15 protein-coding genes and 1 pseudogene are annotated in these 16,399 nt (G+C 69.7%); 6 read left to right on the forward strand and 10 right to left on the reverse strand.

Going from position 1 to position 16,399, the window contains the following annotated elements; all coding sequences use genetic code 11:
• Positions 1–5: 5 nt before the first annotated feature.
• The 3 genes and pseudogenes from HCR12_RS10885 to HCR12_RS10895 form a co-directional block, all read right to left on the reverse strand.
• A complete protein-coding gene (locus HCR12_RS10885; protein ID WP_224763423.1) occupies positions 6–1,355 on the reverse strand; it encodes an LCP family glycopolymer transferase in 1,350 nt (449 codons plus the stop codon).
• Positions 1,356–1,357: 2 nt separating this feature from the next.
• Complete coding sequence (gene purE, locus HCR12_RS10890; RefSeq protein ID WP_166867386.1) at positions 1,358–1,825, reverse strand: 5-(carboxyamino)imidazole ribonucleotide mutase; 468 nt, start codon at positions 1,823–1,825, stop codon at positions 1,358–1,360.
• 49 nt (positions 1,826–1,874) lie between these two features.
• Positions 1,875–3,029, reverse strand: a pseudogene (locus HCR12_RS10895) (5-(carboxyamino)imidazole ribonucleotide synthase); the annotation flags it as partial.
• Between the two features lie 47 nt (positions 3,030–3,076).
• Between HCR12_RS10895 and HCR12_RS10900 the strand changes: the two are divergent.
• Entirely contained in the window at positions 3,077–3,634 is a 558-nt protein-coding gene (locus HCR12_RS10900) for a GtrA family protein (protein WP_166866319.1), read from the forward strand.
• On the opposite strand, the gene HCR12_RS10905 is transcribed toward HCR12_RS10900, so the two are convergent.
• Entirely contained in the window at positions 3,558–4,124 is a 567-nt protein-coding gene (locus tag HCR12_RS10905) for a PH domain-containing protein (protein WP_166866321.1), read from the reverse strand. The two genes, HCR12_RS10900 and HCR12_RS10905, sit on opposite strands and share 77 nt — an antisense overlap.
• A 9-nt stretch (positions 4,125–4,133) precedes the next feature.
• Entirely contained in the window at positions 4,134–4,925 is a 792-nt protein-coding gene (locus HCR12_RS10910; RefSeq protein WP_166866323.1) for a biotin--[acetyl-CoA-carboxylase] ligase, read from the reverse strand.
• Between the two features lie 24 nt (positions 4,926–4,949).
• On the opposite strand from HCR12_RS10910, the gene HCR12_RS10915 reads away from it, so the two are divergent.
• From HCR12_RS10915 to HCR12_RS10925, 3 genes are read left to right on the forward strand one after another with little or no spacing between them, the layout of a single operon-like run.
• A complete protein-coding gene (locus HCR12_RS10915) occupies positions 4,950–5,774 on the forward strand; it encodes a polyprenol monophosphomannose synthase (protein ID WP_224763424.1) in 825 nt (274 codons plus the stop codon).
• On the forward strand, positions 5,758–7,383 hold the full coding sequence (locus HCR12_RS10920) for an acyl-CoA carboxylase subunit beta (protein WP_166866328.1): 1,626 nt from the start codon (positions 5,758–5,760) through the stop codon (positions 7,381–7,383). Before HCR12_RS10915 ends, HCR12_RS10920 begins: the two co-directional genes overlap by 17 nt.
• Positions 7,380–7,598: an acyl-CoA carboxylase subunit epsilon gene (locus HCR12_RS10925; protein WP_166866330.1), complete on the forward strand. Its 219-nt coding sequence runs from the start codon at positions 7,380–7,382 to the stop codon at positions 7,596–7,598. Before HCR12_RS10920 ends, HCR12_RS10925 begins: the two co-directional genes overlap by 4 nt.
• Positions 7,599–7,999: 401 nt before the next feature.
• Here the strand turns inward: HCR12_RS10925 and HCR12_RS10930 are convergent, their stop codons facing one another.
• The 4 genes from HCR12_RS10930 to HCR12_RS10945 form a co-directional block, all read right to left on the reverse strand.
• A complete protein-coding gene (locus HCR12_RS10930) occupies positions 8,000–9,037 on the reverse strand; it encodes a hypothetical protein (RefSeq protein ID WP_166866332.1) in 1,038 nt (345 codons plus the stop codon).
• Positions 9,034–10,254, reverse strand: a complete 1,221-nt coding sequence (locus HCR12_RS10935) for a sensor histidine kinase (RefSeq protein WP_166866334.1) — start codon at positions 10,252–10,254, stop codon at positions 9,034–9,036. The genes HCR12_RS10930 and HCR12_RS10935 overlap by 4 nt, the downstream gene beginning before the upstream one ends.
• Positions 10,247–10,942: a response regulator transcription factor gene (locus HCR12_RS10940; protein ID WP_166866336.1), complete on the reverse strand. Its 696-nt coding sequence runs from the start codon at positions 10,940–10,942 to the stop codon at positions 10,247–10,249. Before HCR12_RS10940 ends, HCR12_RS10935 begins: the two co-directional genes overlap by 8 nt.
• A gap of 77 nt (positions 10,943–11,019) precedes the next feature.
• On the reverse strand, positions 11,020–12,249 hold the full coding sequence (locus HCR12_RS10945; protein ID WP_166866338.1) for a class I SAM-dependent RNA methyltransferase: 1,230 nt from the start codon (positions 12,247–12,249) through the stop codon (positions 11,020–11,022).
• 19 nt (positions 12,250–12,268) lie between these two features.
• Between HCR12_RS10945 and HCR12_RS10950 the strand changes: the two genes are divergently transcribed.
• Entirely contained in the window at positions 12,269–12,901 is a 633-nt protein-coding gene (locus HCR12_RS10950) for a Maf family protein (RefSeq protein WP_166866340.1), read from the forward strand.
• Between the two features lie 137 nt (positions 12,902–13,038).
• On the forward strand, positions 13,039–14,796 hold the full coding sequence (locus tag HCR12_RS10955) for an acetyl/propionyl/methylcrotonyl-CoA carboxylase subunit alpha (RefSeq protein WP_166866342.1): 1,758 nt from the start codon (positions 13,039–13,041) through the stop codon (positions 14,794–14,796).
• Positions 14,797–14,930: 134 nt separating this feature from the next.
• Here the strand turns inward: HCR12_RS10955 and HCR12_RS10960 are convergent, their stop codons facing one another.
• Positions 14,931–16,379, reverse strand: coding sequence for an NAD(P)H-quinone dehydrogenase (locus tag HCR12_RS10960; protein ID WP_166866345.1), 1,449 nt, complete (start codon positions 16,377–16,379; stop codon positions 14,931–14,933).
• Positions 16,380–16,399 lie beyond the last annotated feature (20 nt).

Here is a 16,399-nt window from a genome sequence, read left to right on the forward strand (position 1 = left end):
CGTCGCTACGGCGCGGGCGTCTCGGTCACGGGCGGCCAGAGCAGCTCGCGGATCGTCACCCGCACGGCGTCGAAATCAGGATTCTCGGGATCGACCGCGGGCGGCGTGAGGTCGAAGGTGACCATGGGGTGCTCCTTCGACTTCCCGGCGAGCTGCACGAAGTAGCCGAGCATCTGCTTGGGGATGTCGGTGCGGGCGATGTTCGACCCGGCGTTCGCGAGCGCCACGAAGTTGGTCAGCACAGTGGCGGGATCCGCCTGATCGAGGATCGCCTGCTGCACCTGCCGCTGGCGCTCCATCCGCGTGTAGTCGCTCGTCGCGTAGCGTGTGCGGGCGTAGAGCAGAGCGGTCGCACCATCCATGCGGTACTCGCCGGGTTCGATCCAGCCGTCCGGCTCCTTGTGCCTGCCCTTCTCGTCTTCGTTCGCGCCGTATGGCACACGCTCGGTGACCGTGATGTCGATGCCGCCGAGGGCGTCGATGAGCTCGGCGAAGCCCTGCATGTCGATGAGCACGTAGTACTGGATCGGGATGCCGAGCGAGCCTTCCACAGCGTCGCGCACCGCTTCGATACCCGGAGTCGAGTTCGTGTCCTTCGCGTTCGGGTAGAGCTCGGGGTGACGCACCTGTGCGTAGGTGTAGAGGTAGTTGAGCTGGCAGTCCGACCCGCACGAGTAGCCGTTCGGGAACTTGTCCCACAGGGGCGAGTCGTCCGAGAACTGCACGTCGTGGAGGTTGCGCGGCAGCCCGATGAGGGTCAGCTGGCCCGTCTCGGCGTCGACGCTCGCGACGGTGATCGAGTCGGGGCGAAGGCCCTCGCGGTCGGGGCCCGCATCTCCGCCGAGCAGCAGGATGTTGTAGCGGCCGTCGATCGGCGGTTCAGAGGGACGCTCGGCGAACACCGTGTCGAGCAGGCCGATGCCAGCGGTCACCGTGACAGCGCCGTACGCGGCCCCACCCGTCGTCAGCACGAGCGAGGCGATCGCGAGTCCCGCCACGAGCGGGCGGATGTTCGGCTGGACGCGCACGAAGCGCACCAGTCGGATGGTGTCGATCGTCAGCACGAGCCACACCACCGCGAGGAACGCGAGCCCGACGACGACGACACCCAGCAGGATCGTGTTGGTCGCGATCGAGAGCAGCCAGTCGCCAGCAATGAGGCTCGTGATCAGAACCGCTGCGAGCAGGGCCCACACGGTGAGAGTCACCGCGAGACCGAAGCGGCCGAGTCGCCGATCGCCGGCGAGCACCTGAGCCGACCCCGGCACGAGCACGTTGAGGCCCACGAGCCACCAGGCTCGCTTCGTCATGAACGCCGTGTCGGAGCGATCCGGATCGCGCAGGACGCTCGTCATGGTCAGAGCTTCGCTTGCAGCGCGGCGTTCTTCTCGGCGACGAGAGCCTCGAGGGATTCGGCGTAGTCGGCGAGACGCGCCGTCAGCTCGGGGTCGCCCGAGGCGAGGATCCGCGCGGCGAGCAGCCCCGCGTTGCGGGCGCCGCCGATGGAGACCGTCGCGACCGGGATGCCCGCGGGCATCTGCACGATCGAGAGCAGCGAATCGAGGCCGTCGAGCTTCGCCAGCGGCACGGGCACGCCGACGACAGGCAGAGTGGTGAGGGAGGCGAGCATGCCGGGCAGGTGCGCGGCACCGCCCGCGCCCGCGATGATCACGCGCAGGCCGCGCGCGGCCGCATCCGTGGCGTAGTCGACCATCTTGCGGGGGGTGCGGTGGGCGGAGACCACCTCGACCTCGTGGGGGATGCCGAATTCGGCGAGGGCGGATGCGGCGTCCTGCATGACCGACCAGTCCGAGTCTGATCCCATGACGACGCCGACGAGCGGCTTCACATCTGGCACCCGGACATGTTACGTGTCAGTCCTGGAAGAAGGCCGCCGCGGCGCGCGCACGAGCGACGACGTCCTCGAAGTCGGAGCCGACGAGCGTCACATGCCCGACCTTGCGGCCGGGACGCGAGTCCTTGTCGTACGAGTGCAGCTTCGCGTCGGGGTGCGCCGTCATGGCCTCCGCGTAGCGGTCGGCCATCCGCTCCCCCGCCGGACCGCCGAGCACGTTGATCATGACACTCACCGGGGCGATCGGGCTCGGGTCGCCGAGGGGCAGGTCGAGGGCGGCGCGCAGGTGCTGCTCGAACTGGCTCGTGACGGCGCCGTCGATCGTCCAGTGGCCGGTGTTGTGGGGGCGCATCGCCAGCTCGTTGATGAGAAGCCCGCCGTCCTCGGTCTCGAACAGCTCGACTGCAAGCACGCCCGTGACATCGAGTTCGGTGGCGATGTGCTCAGCGAGCGCACGCGCCTCCTCGGCGAGCGCCTCGCTGCCCGGAGCGGGCGCGAACACCTCGGCGCACACGCCGTCCTTCTGCACCGTCTCGACGAGCGGCCATGCGACGGTCTGACCGGAGGGGCGTCGCGCGACCATCTGCGACAGCTCGCGGCGGAACGGCACGAACTCCTCGACGAGCAGGCCATCTTCGCCCGCCGTCTCGAACCAGTCGTCGACCGCGTGAGCATCGCGGATGACGCGCACACCCTTGCCGTCGTAGCCGCCGCGCGGAGTCTTCGCGACCGCGACGCCGTCGTGACGGTCGAGGAAGCGGCGCACATCGGCTGTGCCGTGCACGCGGTCCCAGTCGGGCACGGGTGCACCGATCTCGCCGAGGCGCGCGCGCATGAGGATCTTGTCCTGTGCGACGGCGAGCGCATGCGGGCCGGGGTGCACCGCGACGCCGGAGGCGACGAGCGCGTCGAGCACGGACTGCGGCACGTGCTCGTGATCGAAGGTGATGACGTCGACGTCGCGCGCGAAGGCGAGCACCGTCGCCTCGTCGCGGTAGTCGCCCACCGCGGTCGCGGCGATCGCGGCCGAGCTCGACCCGACCTCGGCGAGCACGCGGATGTCGAGCCCCAGCGCCACAGCAGGCGGCACCATCATCCGGGCGAGCTGTCCGCCGCCGATCACACCGACACGCATGTGCGTCCTCTCATCCTGGCTTCGATCACGGCCGTTAGACTGCCGCCTCTACGACCCTAGATGCCCGAGCGGGCGAGGCAGGACGGATGCGCGCACTCTTCGCCCAGTTCACGCGCTTCGGCGTCGTGGGGCTCGTGGGTCTTGTGATCGACATCGCGCTGTTCAACCTGCTGCGCCTCACGATCTTCAGCCCCGAGCTGATCGCCGAGGGTCCGCTCCTCGCGAAGGTCTGCTCGACCGGCGTCGCGATCGTCGCGAACTGGATCGGCAACCGCTGCTGGACGTTCCGTGCGCAGCGCGGCCGCCAGCCGTGGCGCGAGTTCGCCGAGTTCGTGACGGTGAGTCTCGGAGGCATGGCCATCGGCGTGCTCTGCCTCTGGTTCTCGCACTACGTGCTCGGCTTCACGAGCGTGCTCGCCGACAACATCGCGTCGAACGTCGTGGGCCTCGCACTCGGCACCGCGTTCCGCTTCACGCTCTACCGGATGTGGGTGTTCGCCCCGAGGCGCGGGGAGCCGGTGCCGGTCTTCCCGGATGCGCACGAGCGCGGCGGCGCCGACGGCGTGGTCAGCGGCCGCCCAGATACGTCGTCTCGTCGTGCGGGCGCGACTGCTCCTGCTGGCGACGTGAGCCCATCGATGTGACCGAGTGCTCCATGAGGTCATGGAGCGTCGACTGCACGAGCTTCGCACCCGGAACATCCCGCAGCACGACCGGGCGCTCGAGACCGGTGTTGATGAGGACGTCGCCTGAGCCGAAGAGCGCCTGCAGGGCGTTGGTGCGCACTGTCACGTCGTAGCCGCGCGAGTGGAGCAGCTCCTGGCGGGTGCGCACCAGCAGGCCCCCGCGGAGCACGATCCGTCGCGTCGTGATCGTGTAGTTGCGGCCGAGCCACGCGACCACCGGGACGAGGAAGAGCAGCACCGCGATCAGCAGCGCCCCGACGAGCACGAGCCAGTTCTGCCAGGCCTCCGGCATGCGCCCCGCGAAGTAGCCGACCGCCGCGGCATCCGCGACGAGCACCACGCACGGGAAGAAGATCGCTCGCCCGTGGGAGCGCAGGCGCGCGACGACGCTCTCCGGCTGCACCGAACGGGTGCCCGGAGCCGTGTCAGGAGCGTCGGCGTGCAGCATGCACTCTTCCTATCGCACGTGCGTCACATCGCCAGCCGCGACAGACCGGGTGACGCCGTCGTCGCACGCGACCATGAGTCGACCGTCGACGTCCAGATCGGTGGCGGTGCCGAAGAGCTGCACGTCGCCGGGAAGCTCGATGCGCACCGGGCGGCCGAGCGTGAGGCATCGTGCACGCGCCTGCGCGCGCAGACCCGACGCATCCGCGTCGCCGCCCGCCGCGAGGAAACGCCCCAGGCGCACGCGCAGGCCCTCGAGGTACGCCGCGAACACCATGTCCTCGAGGTCGCTGTCGACCTCGGCTCCCTCGATGACGAGCGACGTCGCCGTGGGCACAGGCAGCTCCTCTGACGTCATCCGCGTGTTGAGGCCCGAACCGACCACGATGTCCGCGCCCGACGGCAGCAGCTCAGCGAGGATGCCGCAGACCTTGCGCCCATCGACCATCACGTCGTTCGGCCATTTGAAGCCCACCTCGCGATCGGGCAGTGCACCCGAGACGGCCTCGACCATCGCGACTCCCGCGAGCACCGGAATCCAGCCGAGCGCGCTCGCGTCAGGGGGTGAGCCGTCGGGGAGCCGCGGACGCAGCAGAACTGAGAGGGCGACGCTCGCCCCCGGGGGAGCCGTCCACGCGCGGCCATGGCGGCCGCGCCCCGCACTCTGATAGCGCGTGAGCAGGACGGTGAAGTCGCTGAGCCCCTCGCGGTCGGCGCGGGCCGACAGCTCGCCGTTGGTCGAGCTGGACGATGCCAGCTCGTGGAGGACGGGAACCACCTCCCGACACCGGTCGAAGCTCATGCACGCCAGCCTAAGATGTCCAGCATGCTGTCCGCGGGAGCCTCCCCATCCGGGCGCGTCCTCGTGGTGACACCCACCTACGACGAGGCCGACAACATCGCCGACACGGTTGCGGCGCTCATCGCGCATGCCCCGCACGCCGACATCCTCATCGTCGATGACGCGAGCCCGGACGGAACCGGCGACATCGCCGACCGGATCGCCGCATCCGATGCCCGCGTGCACGTGCTGCACCGCAGCGCGAAAGACGGCCTCGGCCGCGCCTACCTCGCCGGCTTCGCGTGGGCTCTGGCGCGCGGCTACGACACCATCGTCGAGTTCGACGCCGACGGCTCCCACCCCGCCTCCGAGCTGCCCCGCATGCTCACGCTCCTCAGCGAGCCGGGGGTGGGACTCGTGATCGGCTCCCGGTGGGTGCCGGGAGGTCAGCTCGTCGACTGGCCCGCATACCGACGCCGGCTCAGCAAAGCCGCGAACGCCTACGCGCGGTTCATGCTGCGTCTTCCCGTGCGCGACATCACCGCCGGCTATCGGGTGTACCGCGCGGCCGTGCTCGACGAGATCGCCCACCATGTCGTCGACTCACGCGGCTACTGCTTCCAGATCGACCTCACGATCCGCACCGCCGACGCCGGGTGGGCGATCCGCGAGCACCCGATCACGTTCGTCGAGCGTCGCGCAGGGACCTCGAAGATGACGGGCGCCGTGGTCGTGGAGGCGATGGCGCGGGTCACCGCGTGGGGCATCATCCGCGCCGTGCGCGGCATCCGACCGCGACGCAACCGCCAACCGTACGGGAAAGGTGTTGTCGCCCGTCCACAACACCCAGCGCATGAGGTCGACGGATAGGCTGAACGCCGTGACCGACGCGACCCTCACCCCTGACCTCTCCACCACCGCCGGGAAGCTCGCCGATCTCAAGGTGCGCTACCACGAGGCTGTGACCGCGAGCGGCGAGACGGCCATCGAGAAGCAGCACGCCAAGGGCAAGAAGACCGCCCGCGAGCGCATCGAGCAGCTGCTGGACGTCGGCTCCTTCGTCGAACTCGACGAGTTCGTGCGCCACCGCACCCACGCGTTCGGCATGGAGAAGAACCGCCCCTACGGCGACGCGGTCGTCACCGGAACCGGCACCATCCACGGACGCCAGGTCGCCGTGTACGCACAGGACTTCACGATCTTCGGCGGATCTCTCGGCGAGGTCGCCGGCGAGAAGATCATCAAGATCATGGAGCTCGCCCTCAAGACCGGTGTGCCCATCATCGGCATGCTCGACTCGGGCGGTGCGCGCATCCAGGAGGGCGTCGTCGCCCTCGGCAAGTACGGCGAGATCTTCCGGCTCAACACCGCGGCATCCGGTGTCATCCCGCAGATCTCGATCATCATGGGCCCCGCGGCCGGAGGCGCCGTGTACTCGCCTGCGCTCACCGACTTCGTGATCATGGTCGACAAGAAGTCGCACATGTTCGTCACCGGCCCCGACGTCATCAAGACCGTCACGGGCGAGGACGTGGGCTTCGAGGAGCTCGGCGGCGCGCTCACGCACAACAAGACGAGCGGCGTCTCGCACTACCTTGCGACCGACGAGGACGACGCGCTCGACTACGCGCGCTCGCTCGTGAGCTACCTGCCCGACAACAACCAGGCGGAGCTGCCGGTGTACGAGTCGGATGCGCAGCTCGAGATCACCGACTCCGACCGCCGTCTCAACACGATCATCCCGGACTCCGCCAACCAGCCCTACGATGTGCTCGACATCATCGAGAACGTCGTCGACCACGGCGACTTCCTCGAGGTGCAGCCGCTGTTCGCACCCAACATCGTCATCGGCTTCGCGCGCATCGAGGGCCGCTCCGTCGGCATCATCGCCAACCAGCCGAACGCCATGGCGGGCACCCTCAACATCGAGGCGGGCGAGAAGGCCGCGCGGTTCGTGCGCTTCTGCGACGCGTTCTCGATCCCGATCATCACCCTCGTCGACGTGCCCGGCTACCTGCCCGGCACCGACCAGGAGTGGACGGGCGTCATCCGTCGCGGCGCGAAGCTGCTCTACGCGTACGCCGAGGCGACCGTGCCGCTCGTGACCGTCATCACCCGCAAGGCCTACGGCGGCGCCTACATCGTCATGGGCTCCAAGCAGCTGGGCGCCGACCTCAACTACGCCTGGCCGACCGCCGAGATCGCGGTCATGGGAGGCCAGGGCGCGGTCAACATCCTGTACCGCAACGAGCTCAAGGCCGCGGAAGCCGCTGGCGAGGACGTGGGTGCCGTGCGCACCCGCCTCGCGAACGAGTACACCTACAACGTGGCTTCCCCGTTCCTCGCCGCCGAGCGCGGAGAGCTGGACGGCATCATCGAGCCTGCCGCGACGCGACTCGTGATCATCAAGGCGCTGCGGGCGCTGCGTACGAAGCGCGCGGCACTCCCGCCCAAGAAGCACGGGAACATCCCCCTGTGACCGAGACGCCCGACGCCGCCTCCGCGATCCGCGTGACGGCCGGCAACCCGAGCCCCGAGGAACTCGCGGCGGTGACGGCCGTCATGCAGGCGGCGCTCGACGAGCTCGCGGGCGTGCACCGCGTCGAGCAGACCGCGCCCTCATCGTGGGAACGCGGCCGACGACCGCTGCGCACCCCACTTGAGCGCGGCGCGTGGACCACCTGGGGTAGCTGAGAACCTGCCGCGGCAGATGTTCTCCGACGGATCCCGTCGAGATTCAGGGCATCGGCGCACCCAAACGGCGCGAAAAGTCCGCTGCACCCCTGATCTGAGCATTATTTCGAGCCCGATCGTGCGAAATGCGTAGATTTGTACCCCATCTGTCCTCCGAAATGACGACTAGGACAGGGGTGGGCATCCGCACATACTTGATACAGCAGGTGTACCTCTCACTGAGTTACACAGCATCATCGGTCGCATGGGTAAGCAGGCCGTTGATGTGGGGGCGAGTCAGGGCGATATTCGGGTTGTCGCCCTGACTCGGATCTTGCGAGGGGCCGGATGTTCATCCGGCCCCTCGCCTTCTTTCCAGACGCCTCGGTGCTGGGGAACGAGCCGCGAACGGGCCGGCCGGTTCAGTCGGAGCTCGTGCGCGGGATCTCCAGCCACAGCTCGACCTCGTCGTCGCGCTCGCCTCCGAGAAGCGCCGCCGCCTCATCATCGGCGGTGCGGAGTCCCACCACCGTCACCGCGACGTCCGAACCCTCCGGCACCGTGCGTGCGATGACCCGGTCTGCCGTCGTCGTGCGCAGTGCGAGCGCGAGACGCCCGAGCACACGCTGCCGCTCCCGCGCTGAGAGATCATCGATCCCACCCTCGTCGAGAAGCGTCACGACGATGCCCCGTCGGCGCGCGCGCATCACCTGCTCGCGCACCTCGTCGTCGAGCAGGCGCCGGCCGCGGATCTCGTCGCGGATCGCCGCCTCCAGGTGCACGCACTCGGCACGCTGCTCGGGCGTGAGATCGCCGTTCGACGCGCGGATGGTGCGCAGCATCGACATCGCCATCGCGCTCGTCTGCGCGAGCCTCACCTGACGCTCGATGAGGTGCGCCTCCTGCGCCGCCTGCCATTCGGCGGCCTCCCGCTCGGCCCGAGCGAACCTCTCCGAATCGCGCGCAGCCTTCGCGAGCGTGTTGGTGAGGATGTGCGCCACGGCGACCCAGGACGCCGAGCCGATGACGCCGATCGTCGCGAGCGCGCCGGGGCCCGCCCAGAACAGGGTCTGCACAACGAGGAAGATGATGCCTGCCCACGCATAGCCGGGCCGCAGGCGCACCGCGATGATCGTCATGAGCGTGCCGACGGCGGCCACGTACCAGGTGGCATAGCCGTTGCCGCCAGGCCGGTCGGCGTCGAGGAGCGTCGTGATGAGCGGGGGCAGCGCCACCGCGACACCGAGGGCGAACGACGCCATCCAGACCGGCATCCGGTGCTCTCGACTCGGCCACAGCACCACGGCCGTGCCGACCGCGTACAGCAGCATCCCCATGAGGACCGGCACGACGTCGTCGACATAGTCGAACTGCAGCGAGTATGCGGCCAGCAGCAGGTGGTACGCCGAGAACAGAGCGGCGAGCGCGACGACGAGGGCGCGAGGCACGATGATCTTCACGGCGCCTCCTCCGACCAGTGGAGCGTGACCACGGTGCCGCCGCCAGGAGACGTGGTGATGTCGACACAGCCGCCGACGCTCGTGACGCGCTCCAGGATCGACACCCGCACGCCGAGCCGCCCCGTCGGCACCGCGTGCAGATCGAAGCCGACGCCGTTGTCGCCCACCTCGACCATGACGACCCCGTCGCGCGCGCCCACGCGCACCCAGCGCCGCACGTCGTCGCCCGCGTGCTGCAGGCTGTTGACGAGCGCCTGCACGGCCGCCGAGTAGAGCGCATCGGCGACCGCGAACGGCACCTCGGCATCTCGTGCCTCACGCGCGTCCGTGCGCACCGTCGACGACATCGCCGATGCCGCATCCGCGATGCGCGTCGCGAGGACCGCGACCGAGATGTCCTCGTCGCTCGACGGCTCGTCGGCGACCGCATCACGCAGGTAGCCGATCGCATCACCCGCCATCCGCGCCGCGATCTCCTTGTCCTCCGCTGTCTGGGCGCGCGCCGCAGAGAGCAGGGTGGTGAGCACGCCGTCGTGCACGATCGCGTCGACGTGCACGCGCTCCGCCTCCATCGCATGCTCGCGCACCGCGTGGCCGTAGCGTTCGAGCGCCGTCGACTGCGCACGGTCGACCGTCGAGGCCGCGCCACGCAGGATCGCCGTCAGCACGGTGATCGCCCCGCCGAGGATGATCGAGTACACCGAGTCGAGCGCCGCCTGCTCGACCGTCACCCCGCCCCCCCACGGCGTCACGCGGATGATCGCGTAGAGCGTCGGCACGAGGATCAGGTACGCCGTCGCGACGCGCACGCGCATCCCCACCGTGGCCATCGCCGTCGCGACCGTCAGCAGGTAGTAGAGCCAGTAGCTCTCCTTCGGCGCAGCCGCCGGGTCGATCACCGCGAAAGGCCATGTCACGAGCGCCACGAGGTACACGAGCGCGAACGTGATGTGGGCCGCGCGCACCCGGTAGCGCATCGCCGACGCGACCGCCGTGAGCACGAGCGCCACGAAGAGCGACGGAACGATCACGAGCGACCACGCGTCGCGCATGTTGGGCAGCTGCGCGAACATGGCCGGCAGCGACTGCAGCATGAACGCGAAGCCGAAGCCTGCGGCGGATCGCGCGATCGCCGTGTCGACCCGCACGATGCTGAGCGGATTGCGGACGAGGCGTCCGCGAGGCACCGACCGGATGGTCGGTGGGGCGTCAGCCATCGACATCCTGATCGAGGCCGGGCAGCACACCGTCCTCCACGGCACGACGCAGCAGGTCGACCTTCGTCGGGGCGGGGCGCCCCACCTCGACGTACTTCGCCCGGATGCGGTCGAGATACTCGCGAGCGGTCGAATAGCCGATGCCGAGCTGCTCGGCGGCGAGCTTGAGCGGGAGCCCTGATGCGTACAGGTGCAGGATCTCGCGCTCACGGCGCCCGAGCTCCGCCTTGGCGAAGTCGCGGTCGGCGTCTATCGCCGTCGCCCACTCGAGATTGTTGAGCACCTCGCCGCGCGCAACCGTGGTGGCGGCCTTCACGACCGTGCTCATCGACGCGGACTTCGGGATGACCCCCGCGGCTCCCGCCGCGAGCGCCTCACGCACCAGATCCACGCGGTCGGCGATCGAGTGCACGAGCACGGGGGCCCCGATGGCCTGCACGCTCTTGACATTGCGGGTGACGCTCGAGCCGTCGCCGAGCGACAGATCGAGCACGACGACATCCACCTCGGTGCCGGCGAGACCCGAGATGAGGTCCGCCACATTCGGCGCGGCCAGCATGAACTGGTGGCCGGCCTCCACGAACGCGGCCTTCAGACCCACCCGCACCGACTCGTGGTCGTCGACGACGGCGACGCGCACCGAGGGAGCGTCGGGCGCCGCAGGCGCGCTGTCATTCACCGTGGTCATCCAGGCTCCTGTCCTCAGTCTGTCCGCGCGGCTCATCGTATCCCCCGGGCCGCCGGCGGGGAGCCCCGAGAACCCCGTCAGATGCGGGTGAAGGCGCCGACGGCCTCCACGTGGTGGGTGCTCGGGAAGAGGTCGAACGCGCGCAGCCCCGTGAGCTCGTAGCCGAGTTCGGCGAGGATTCCCGCATCACGCGCGAACGCCACCGGGTCGCACGCCACGTAGACGAGCTGCGCGGGGCGCACTGCGGCGAGCGCCTCGAGCACCGCGCGGCCGGCACCCGACCGAGGCGGGTCGAGCACGACCGTGGCCGCCTCGAGGCGCGCACGCTCGAGCGCCGACACATCCGCAAGGCCGGTGACCCAGCGCTCGACGCGCGCCGTGAGCGCCTGCGCGCCCACCCATTCGGCGAGATTCTCCTGCGCATGCTCGGTGGCGCGCTCATCCGACTCCACCAAGGTGATGCGCGTTGACGGGCCGAACCGGTCGGCGACAGCTGCGGCGAGCAGTCCGACGCCGCCGTACAGATCGAGGTTCGCCGCCTTGGGGTCGAACAGCGCGGGATCGATCGCCTCCTGCACGGCGCTCGTGAGCGTCTGCGGAGCAGCGCGATGCACCTGCCAGAAGCCGCCGTCATCGACGAGGAACTCGCGGTCGCCCACACGCTCGCGGATCACGCTGCGGGCCTGCTGGCCGATGATGAGGCGCGCGCCACCCACCGACGGCGCGATGATCTCCACGCTCTGCCCGGCAAGGTCCTGCATCTTCTCGCCGATGGGCGCGACCTGGCGCAGCTCCGGCGTGCCGAGCGGCAGGTCCGACACCTTGATCACACGGTGCGTGCGCGCCGCGTACGGGCCGACCGTGCCGTCCTCCGCGACGTGCAGCCGCTCGCGCGTGCGCCACCCGCCGCCGTCCGCGGGGCCGTCGACAGCCTCCACCTCGACCTCGCGCTCGATGCGACCCATGCGCGCCAGCGAATCCGCCACCACATGCGCCTTGAGCGCGCGCTGGTGCGCGGGATCGATGTGGCCGAAGTCGGCACCGCCCGGACGGATGCCGGGATCGCGCGAGACATCCGCCTCGGCCCAGAGGTGCGGTCGACGGTGCGGGCTCGGCTCGAGCACCTCGATCGTGTCGGCGCGCCAGAAGCTCTTCTTGCGGTCGTCGAAGATGCGCGCACGCACCCGCTCGCCGGGGATCGCATCGGCCACGAAGATCACGCGACCATCGAGTCGGGCGACGCCGAAACCTCCGTGTGCGATGTTGGTAGCCTCGATCTCGACCTCACGGCCCTGCATGTCACCCATCCTCAAGAGCATAGAAGGAGTGGCTGTGCGCTTGTACCTGGCCTCCACCTCGCCCGCCCGCCTCGCGACCCTCCGAGCGGTGGGGATCGAGCCCGTGCCCGTGCCGTCGCACGTCGACGAGGATGCCGTCGCGGCAGCCGCGGGCCCCCTTGAGCCCGATGAATTCGTCACCCTGCTGGCCCGCGCCAAAGCGGAGGCTGTCGCCGAACGGCTCGTCGACGGGGGCGACCTCGACGGACTCATCCTCGGAGGCGACTCGGCGTTCGTCGTCGATGGCGTCGTGCACGGCAAGCCGCACCTGCCCGAGGTGGCACGCGAGCGATGGCGTGCGCAGCGCGGGCGCTCCGGCGTGCTGCATTCGGGGCACTGGCTCATCGACGCGCGCGGGGGCCAGGTGGGCGCGGCGATCGGCGGAGCGACCTCCGCGGTCGTGCACTTCGCATCCGACATCGACGACGACGAGATCGACGCCTACATCGCCACCGGCGAGCCGCTCCAGGTCGCGGGTGCCTTCACGATCGACAGCAAGGGCGCCGGATTCATCGACCGCATCGAAGGCGACCCGCACACCGTCGTCGGCCTCTCCGTGCCGTATCTGCGCACCCTCGTGCGCACGCTCGGCGTCGACTGGCACTCGCTCTGGAACCGCTGACCTCCCCGCGGTGAGCATCCGCTCACGGGATGTGAGCGGATGGGCGGGCTGATTGTGCAGCACATCCAACGATTCGGCGTGCCTTTGTGTGCGCCTACCAACGGTCGGGAATATGTGCGCCCCTAGGCTTGAGCACTATGGCTCGCATCACGAAGGTTCTGGTCGCCAACCGCGGAGAGATCGCCGTACGCGTCATCCGGGCCGCGAAGGACGCCGGAATCGGCTCCGTCGCCGTCTACTCCGACCAGGATCGCGGCGCCCGCCATGTGGTCCTCGCTGACGAGGCGTACGCGCTCGAAGGCACCACGAGCGCCGAGACCTACCTCGTGATCGACAAGATCCTCTCGATCGCCCGCCGCTCCGGCGCCGACGCGATCCACCCCGGCTACGGCTTCCTCGCCGAGAACGCCGACTTCGCTCGCGCCGTCATCGACGCCGGCATCACCTGGATCGGCCCCTCCCCCGATGCGATCGAACGCCTCGGCGACAAGGTCTCCGCGCGCCACGTCGCCGAGAAGGTCGGTGCCCCGCTCGCACCCGGAACCCTCAACCCCGTCGCCGACGCCGACGAGGTGCTCGCGTTCGTGGACGAGGTCGGGCTCCCCGTCGCGATCAAGGCCGCCTTCGGCGGCGGCGGACGCGGCCTCAAGGTCGCCCGCACCCGCGAGGAGGTGCCCGAGCTCTTCGAGTCGGCCACGCGCGAAGCCGTCGCGGCTTTCGGCCGAGGCGAGTGCTTCGTCGAGAAGTACCTCGACAAGCCGCGCCACGTCGAGACCCAGTGCCTCGCGGATGCCGCCGGAAACGTCGTCGTCATCTCGACGCGCGACTGCTCACTGCAGCGCCGCCACCAGAAGCTCGTCGAGGAGGCGCCCGCGCCGTTCCTCAGCGACGAGCAGCGCGAGCTCCTCTACTCGTCGTCGAAGGCGATCCTGAAGGAGGTCGGCTACGTCGGCGCGGGAACATGCGAGTTCCTCATCGGCGTCGACGGCACCGTCTCGTTCCTCGAGGTCAACACGCGCCTCCAGGTGGAGCACCCGGTCTCGGAGGAGGTCACCGGCATCGACCTCGTGCGCGAGCAGTTCCGCATCGCCGAGGGCGGCCTCATCGACTACGCCGACCCCGAGACCCGCGGCCACTCGATCGAGTTCCGCATCAACGGCGAAGACCCGGGCCGCAACTTCATGCCGACCCCCGGCCCCGTGCAGTCGCTGCGCATCCCCGGTGGTCCAGGCGTCCGCGTCGACTCGGGTGTGACGACGGGCGACGAGATCTCGGGCGCCTTCGACTCGCTGCTCGCGAAGCTCATCGTCACGGGATCGTCGCGCCAGGACGCGCTCGAGCGCGCCCGCCGCGCCCTCGACGAGTTCGAGGTCGCTGGGCTCCCCACCGTCATCCCGTTCCACCGCGCGATCGTGCGCGACCCCGCGTTCACCGCTGAGAACGGCGAGTTCGGCGTCTACACCCGCTGGATCGAGACCGAGTTCCAGAACGACCTCGAGCCGTGGGGTGGCGTTCTCGCCGAGCCCGCAGCGGCCGAGAAGCGTCACTCCGTCGTCGTCGAGGTCGAGGGCAAGCGCGTCGCCGTCTCGCTGCCCACCACGCTCCTGCCCGGCGCATCCATGGCGGCACCTCAGGCTCCGCGTCGCCGCGGCGGCGGACGCGCGGTCGCGACCGCGACGGGCGACGCCGTGAAGGCGCCCATGCAGGCCACGATCGTCAAGCTCGCCGTCGAGGAGGGCCAGAAGGTCGTCAAGGGCGACCTCGTGGTCGTGCTCGAGGCGATGAAGATGGAGCAGCCCATCGCCGCCCACAAGGACGGCTCGGTCGGCGCGATCGACGCGTCCGTCGGCACCACGGTCTCCGCCGGTCACCGCCTCCTGACCATCACCGACTGACCCGCTGCCCCTGAGGTGTCAGTTTGTGCCGCCTGGGACGTACCGTAGGCGGCACAAACTGACACCTCAGTGCGCGTAGCCACCTCAGGGCGCGCTGGCGCCTCGGAGGCGCGCACGCACCAGAGGCGCGCAGGTCAGGCGTCGGTGCCGGGCAGGATGTGCATCGCGCGCGCGGCGTCGGTGACGGCGCCCGAGAGCGACGGGTAGACCGAGAACGCACGCGCAAGCTGGTCGACCGTGAGGCGGTGCTCCACCGCGAGGGCGATCGGCAGAATGAGGTCAGAGGCCTTCGGCGCAACAACGACACCGCCGATGACGGTTCCGGATCCGGTGCGCGCGAAGATCTTCACGAAACCGTCCTTGATGTTCTCCATCTTGGCCCGGGGGTTCGAGGCGAGCGGCAGCTTGAAGATCTCGCCCTGCGCGAGGCCGTCCTCGATCTGCTTCTGGTTCCATCCGACGGTCGCGACCTCCGGATGCGTGAAGATGTTGCTCGTGACGTTCCGCTGCTCGATCGGCGTGACGGCGTCGCCCATCGCGTGATAGACCGCCGTGCGTCCCTGCATCGAAGCGACCGAGGCGAGCGGCAGCGAATCGGAGCAGTCGCCCACGCCGTAGACCATCGGCATCGAGGTGCGCGCCACGCGGTTGACGCGGATGTGACCCGAATCGGTGAGCTGCACGCCCGCCTCCTCGAGGCCGAGCCCCGCGGTGTTCGGCAGCGAGCCGACGGCGAGCAGACAGTGCGACCCCTCGACCGTGCGGCCGTCGGCGAGCGTGACGACGACGCCGTCGCCCGCGCGTTCCACCGACTGCATGCGCGACTTCGACAGCACCGTCATACCGCCGCGCACGAACACGTTCTCGATGACGCGCGCCGCATCCGCGTCCTCACCGGGGAGAACCTGGTCGCGGCTCGAGACGAGCGTCACCTGCGCGCCGAGGGCACGGTAGGCGGACGCGAACTCGGCTCCCGTGACACCCGATCCGACGACGATGAGATGCTCGGGCACCTCGTCGAGGCCGTAGAGCTGCGTCCATGTGAGGATGCGCTTGCCGTCGGGCTTGGCGCTCGGGAGCACGCGAGGGCTCGAGCCGACCGCGACGACGAGGGTGTCGGCGGTGACCTCGTCGAAGTCGACGCGCTTCTTGCCCTTGCCGGTCGACATGATGAGGCGGTTCGGCCCGTCGAGGCGGCCGTCGCCCGTGACGATGCGCACGCCCGCCTTCACCAGCTGCGATTTCATGTCCTCGGACTGCTGCCGCGCAAGCAGCATGAGCCGGCGGTTCACAGCGCCCAGGTTCACGGTCACCTCGGGACGTACCGCGCGCCCGTTCTCGCCGCGCGTGAAGAACTGCACGCCCAGGTCGGCGGCCTGGCCCACATCCGACGCCGCACCGGCGGTCGCGATGAGCGACTTCGAGGGCACGACATCCGTGAGCACCGCGGAGCCGCCGACGCCGGCGCGCTCCACGAGCGTCACGTCGGCGCCCAGCTGGGCGCCGGTGAGAGCGGCCTCGTATCCACCTGGCCCTCCTCCGAGGACAGCGATTCTCTGGGTGCGCTCGAACTCGTAGGGCATGGCTCAATTGTCGCGCATAG

Origin of the sequence: Salinibacterium sp. ZJ70, assembly GCF_011751865.2 — a bacterium.
Classification (GTDB): domain Bacteria; phylum Actinomycetota; class Actinomycetes; order Actinomycetales; family Microbacteriaceae; genus Homoserinibacter.

What these genes read in the sequence shown, in the direction of transcription:
- HCR12_RS10885 (WP_224763423.1), bottom strand. Translation starts at nt 1,355, where the DNA reads ATGACGAGCGTCCTGCGCGATCCGGATCGCTCCGACACGGCGTTCATG.
- purE (WP_166867386.1), bottom strand. Translation starts at nt 1,825, where the DNA reads ATGGGATCAGACTCGGACTGGTCGGTCATGCAGGACGCCGCATCCGCC.
- HCR12_RS10900 (WP_166866319.1), top strand. Translation starts at nt 3,077, where the DNA reads ATGCGCGCACTCTTCGCCCAGTTCACGCGCTTCGGCGTCGTGGGGCTC.
- HCR12_RS10905 (WP_166866321.1), bottom strand. Translation starts at nt 4,124, where the DNA reads ATGCTGCACGCCGACGCTCCTGACACGGCTCCGGGCACCCGTTCGGTG.
- HCR12_RS10910 (WP_166866323.1), bottom strand. Translation starts at nt 4,925, where the DNA reads ATGAGCTTCGACCGGTGTCGGGAGGTGGTTCCCGTCCTCCACGAGCTG.
- HCR12_RS10915 (WP_224763424.1), top strand. Translation starts at nt 4,950, where the DNA reads ATGCTGTCCGCGGGAGCCTCCCCATCCGGGCGCGTCCTCGTGGTGACA.
- HCR12_RS10920 (WP_166866328.1), top strand. Translation starts at nt 5,758, where the DNA reads ATGAGGTCGACGGATAGGCTGAACGCCGTGACCGACGCGACCCTCACC.
- HCR12_RS10935 (WP_166866334.1), bottom strand. Translation starts at nt 10,254, where the DNA reads ATGGCTGACGCCCCACCGACCATCCGGTCGGTGCCTCGCGGACGCCTC.
- HCR12_RS10940 (WP_166866336.1), bottom strand. Translation starts at nt 10,942, where the DNA reads ATGACCACGGTGAATGACAGCGCGCCTGCGGCGCCCGACGCTCCCTCG.
- HCR12_RS10945 (WP_166866338.1), bottom strand. Translation starts at nt 12,249, where the DNA reads ATGGGTGACATGCAGGGCCGTGAGGTCGAGATCGAGGCTACCAACATC.
- HCR12_RS10955 (WP_166866342.1), top strand. Translation starts at nt 13,039, where the DNA reads ATGGCTCGCATCACGAAGGTTCTGGTCGCCAACCGCGGAGAGATCGCC.
- HCR12_RS10960 (WP_166866345.1), bottom strand. Translation starts at nt 16,379, where the DNA reads ATGCCCTACGAGTTCGAGCGCACCCAGAGAATCGCTGTCCTCGGAGGA.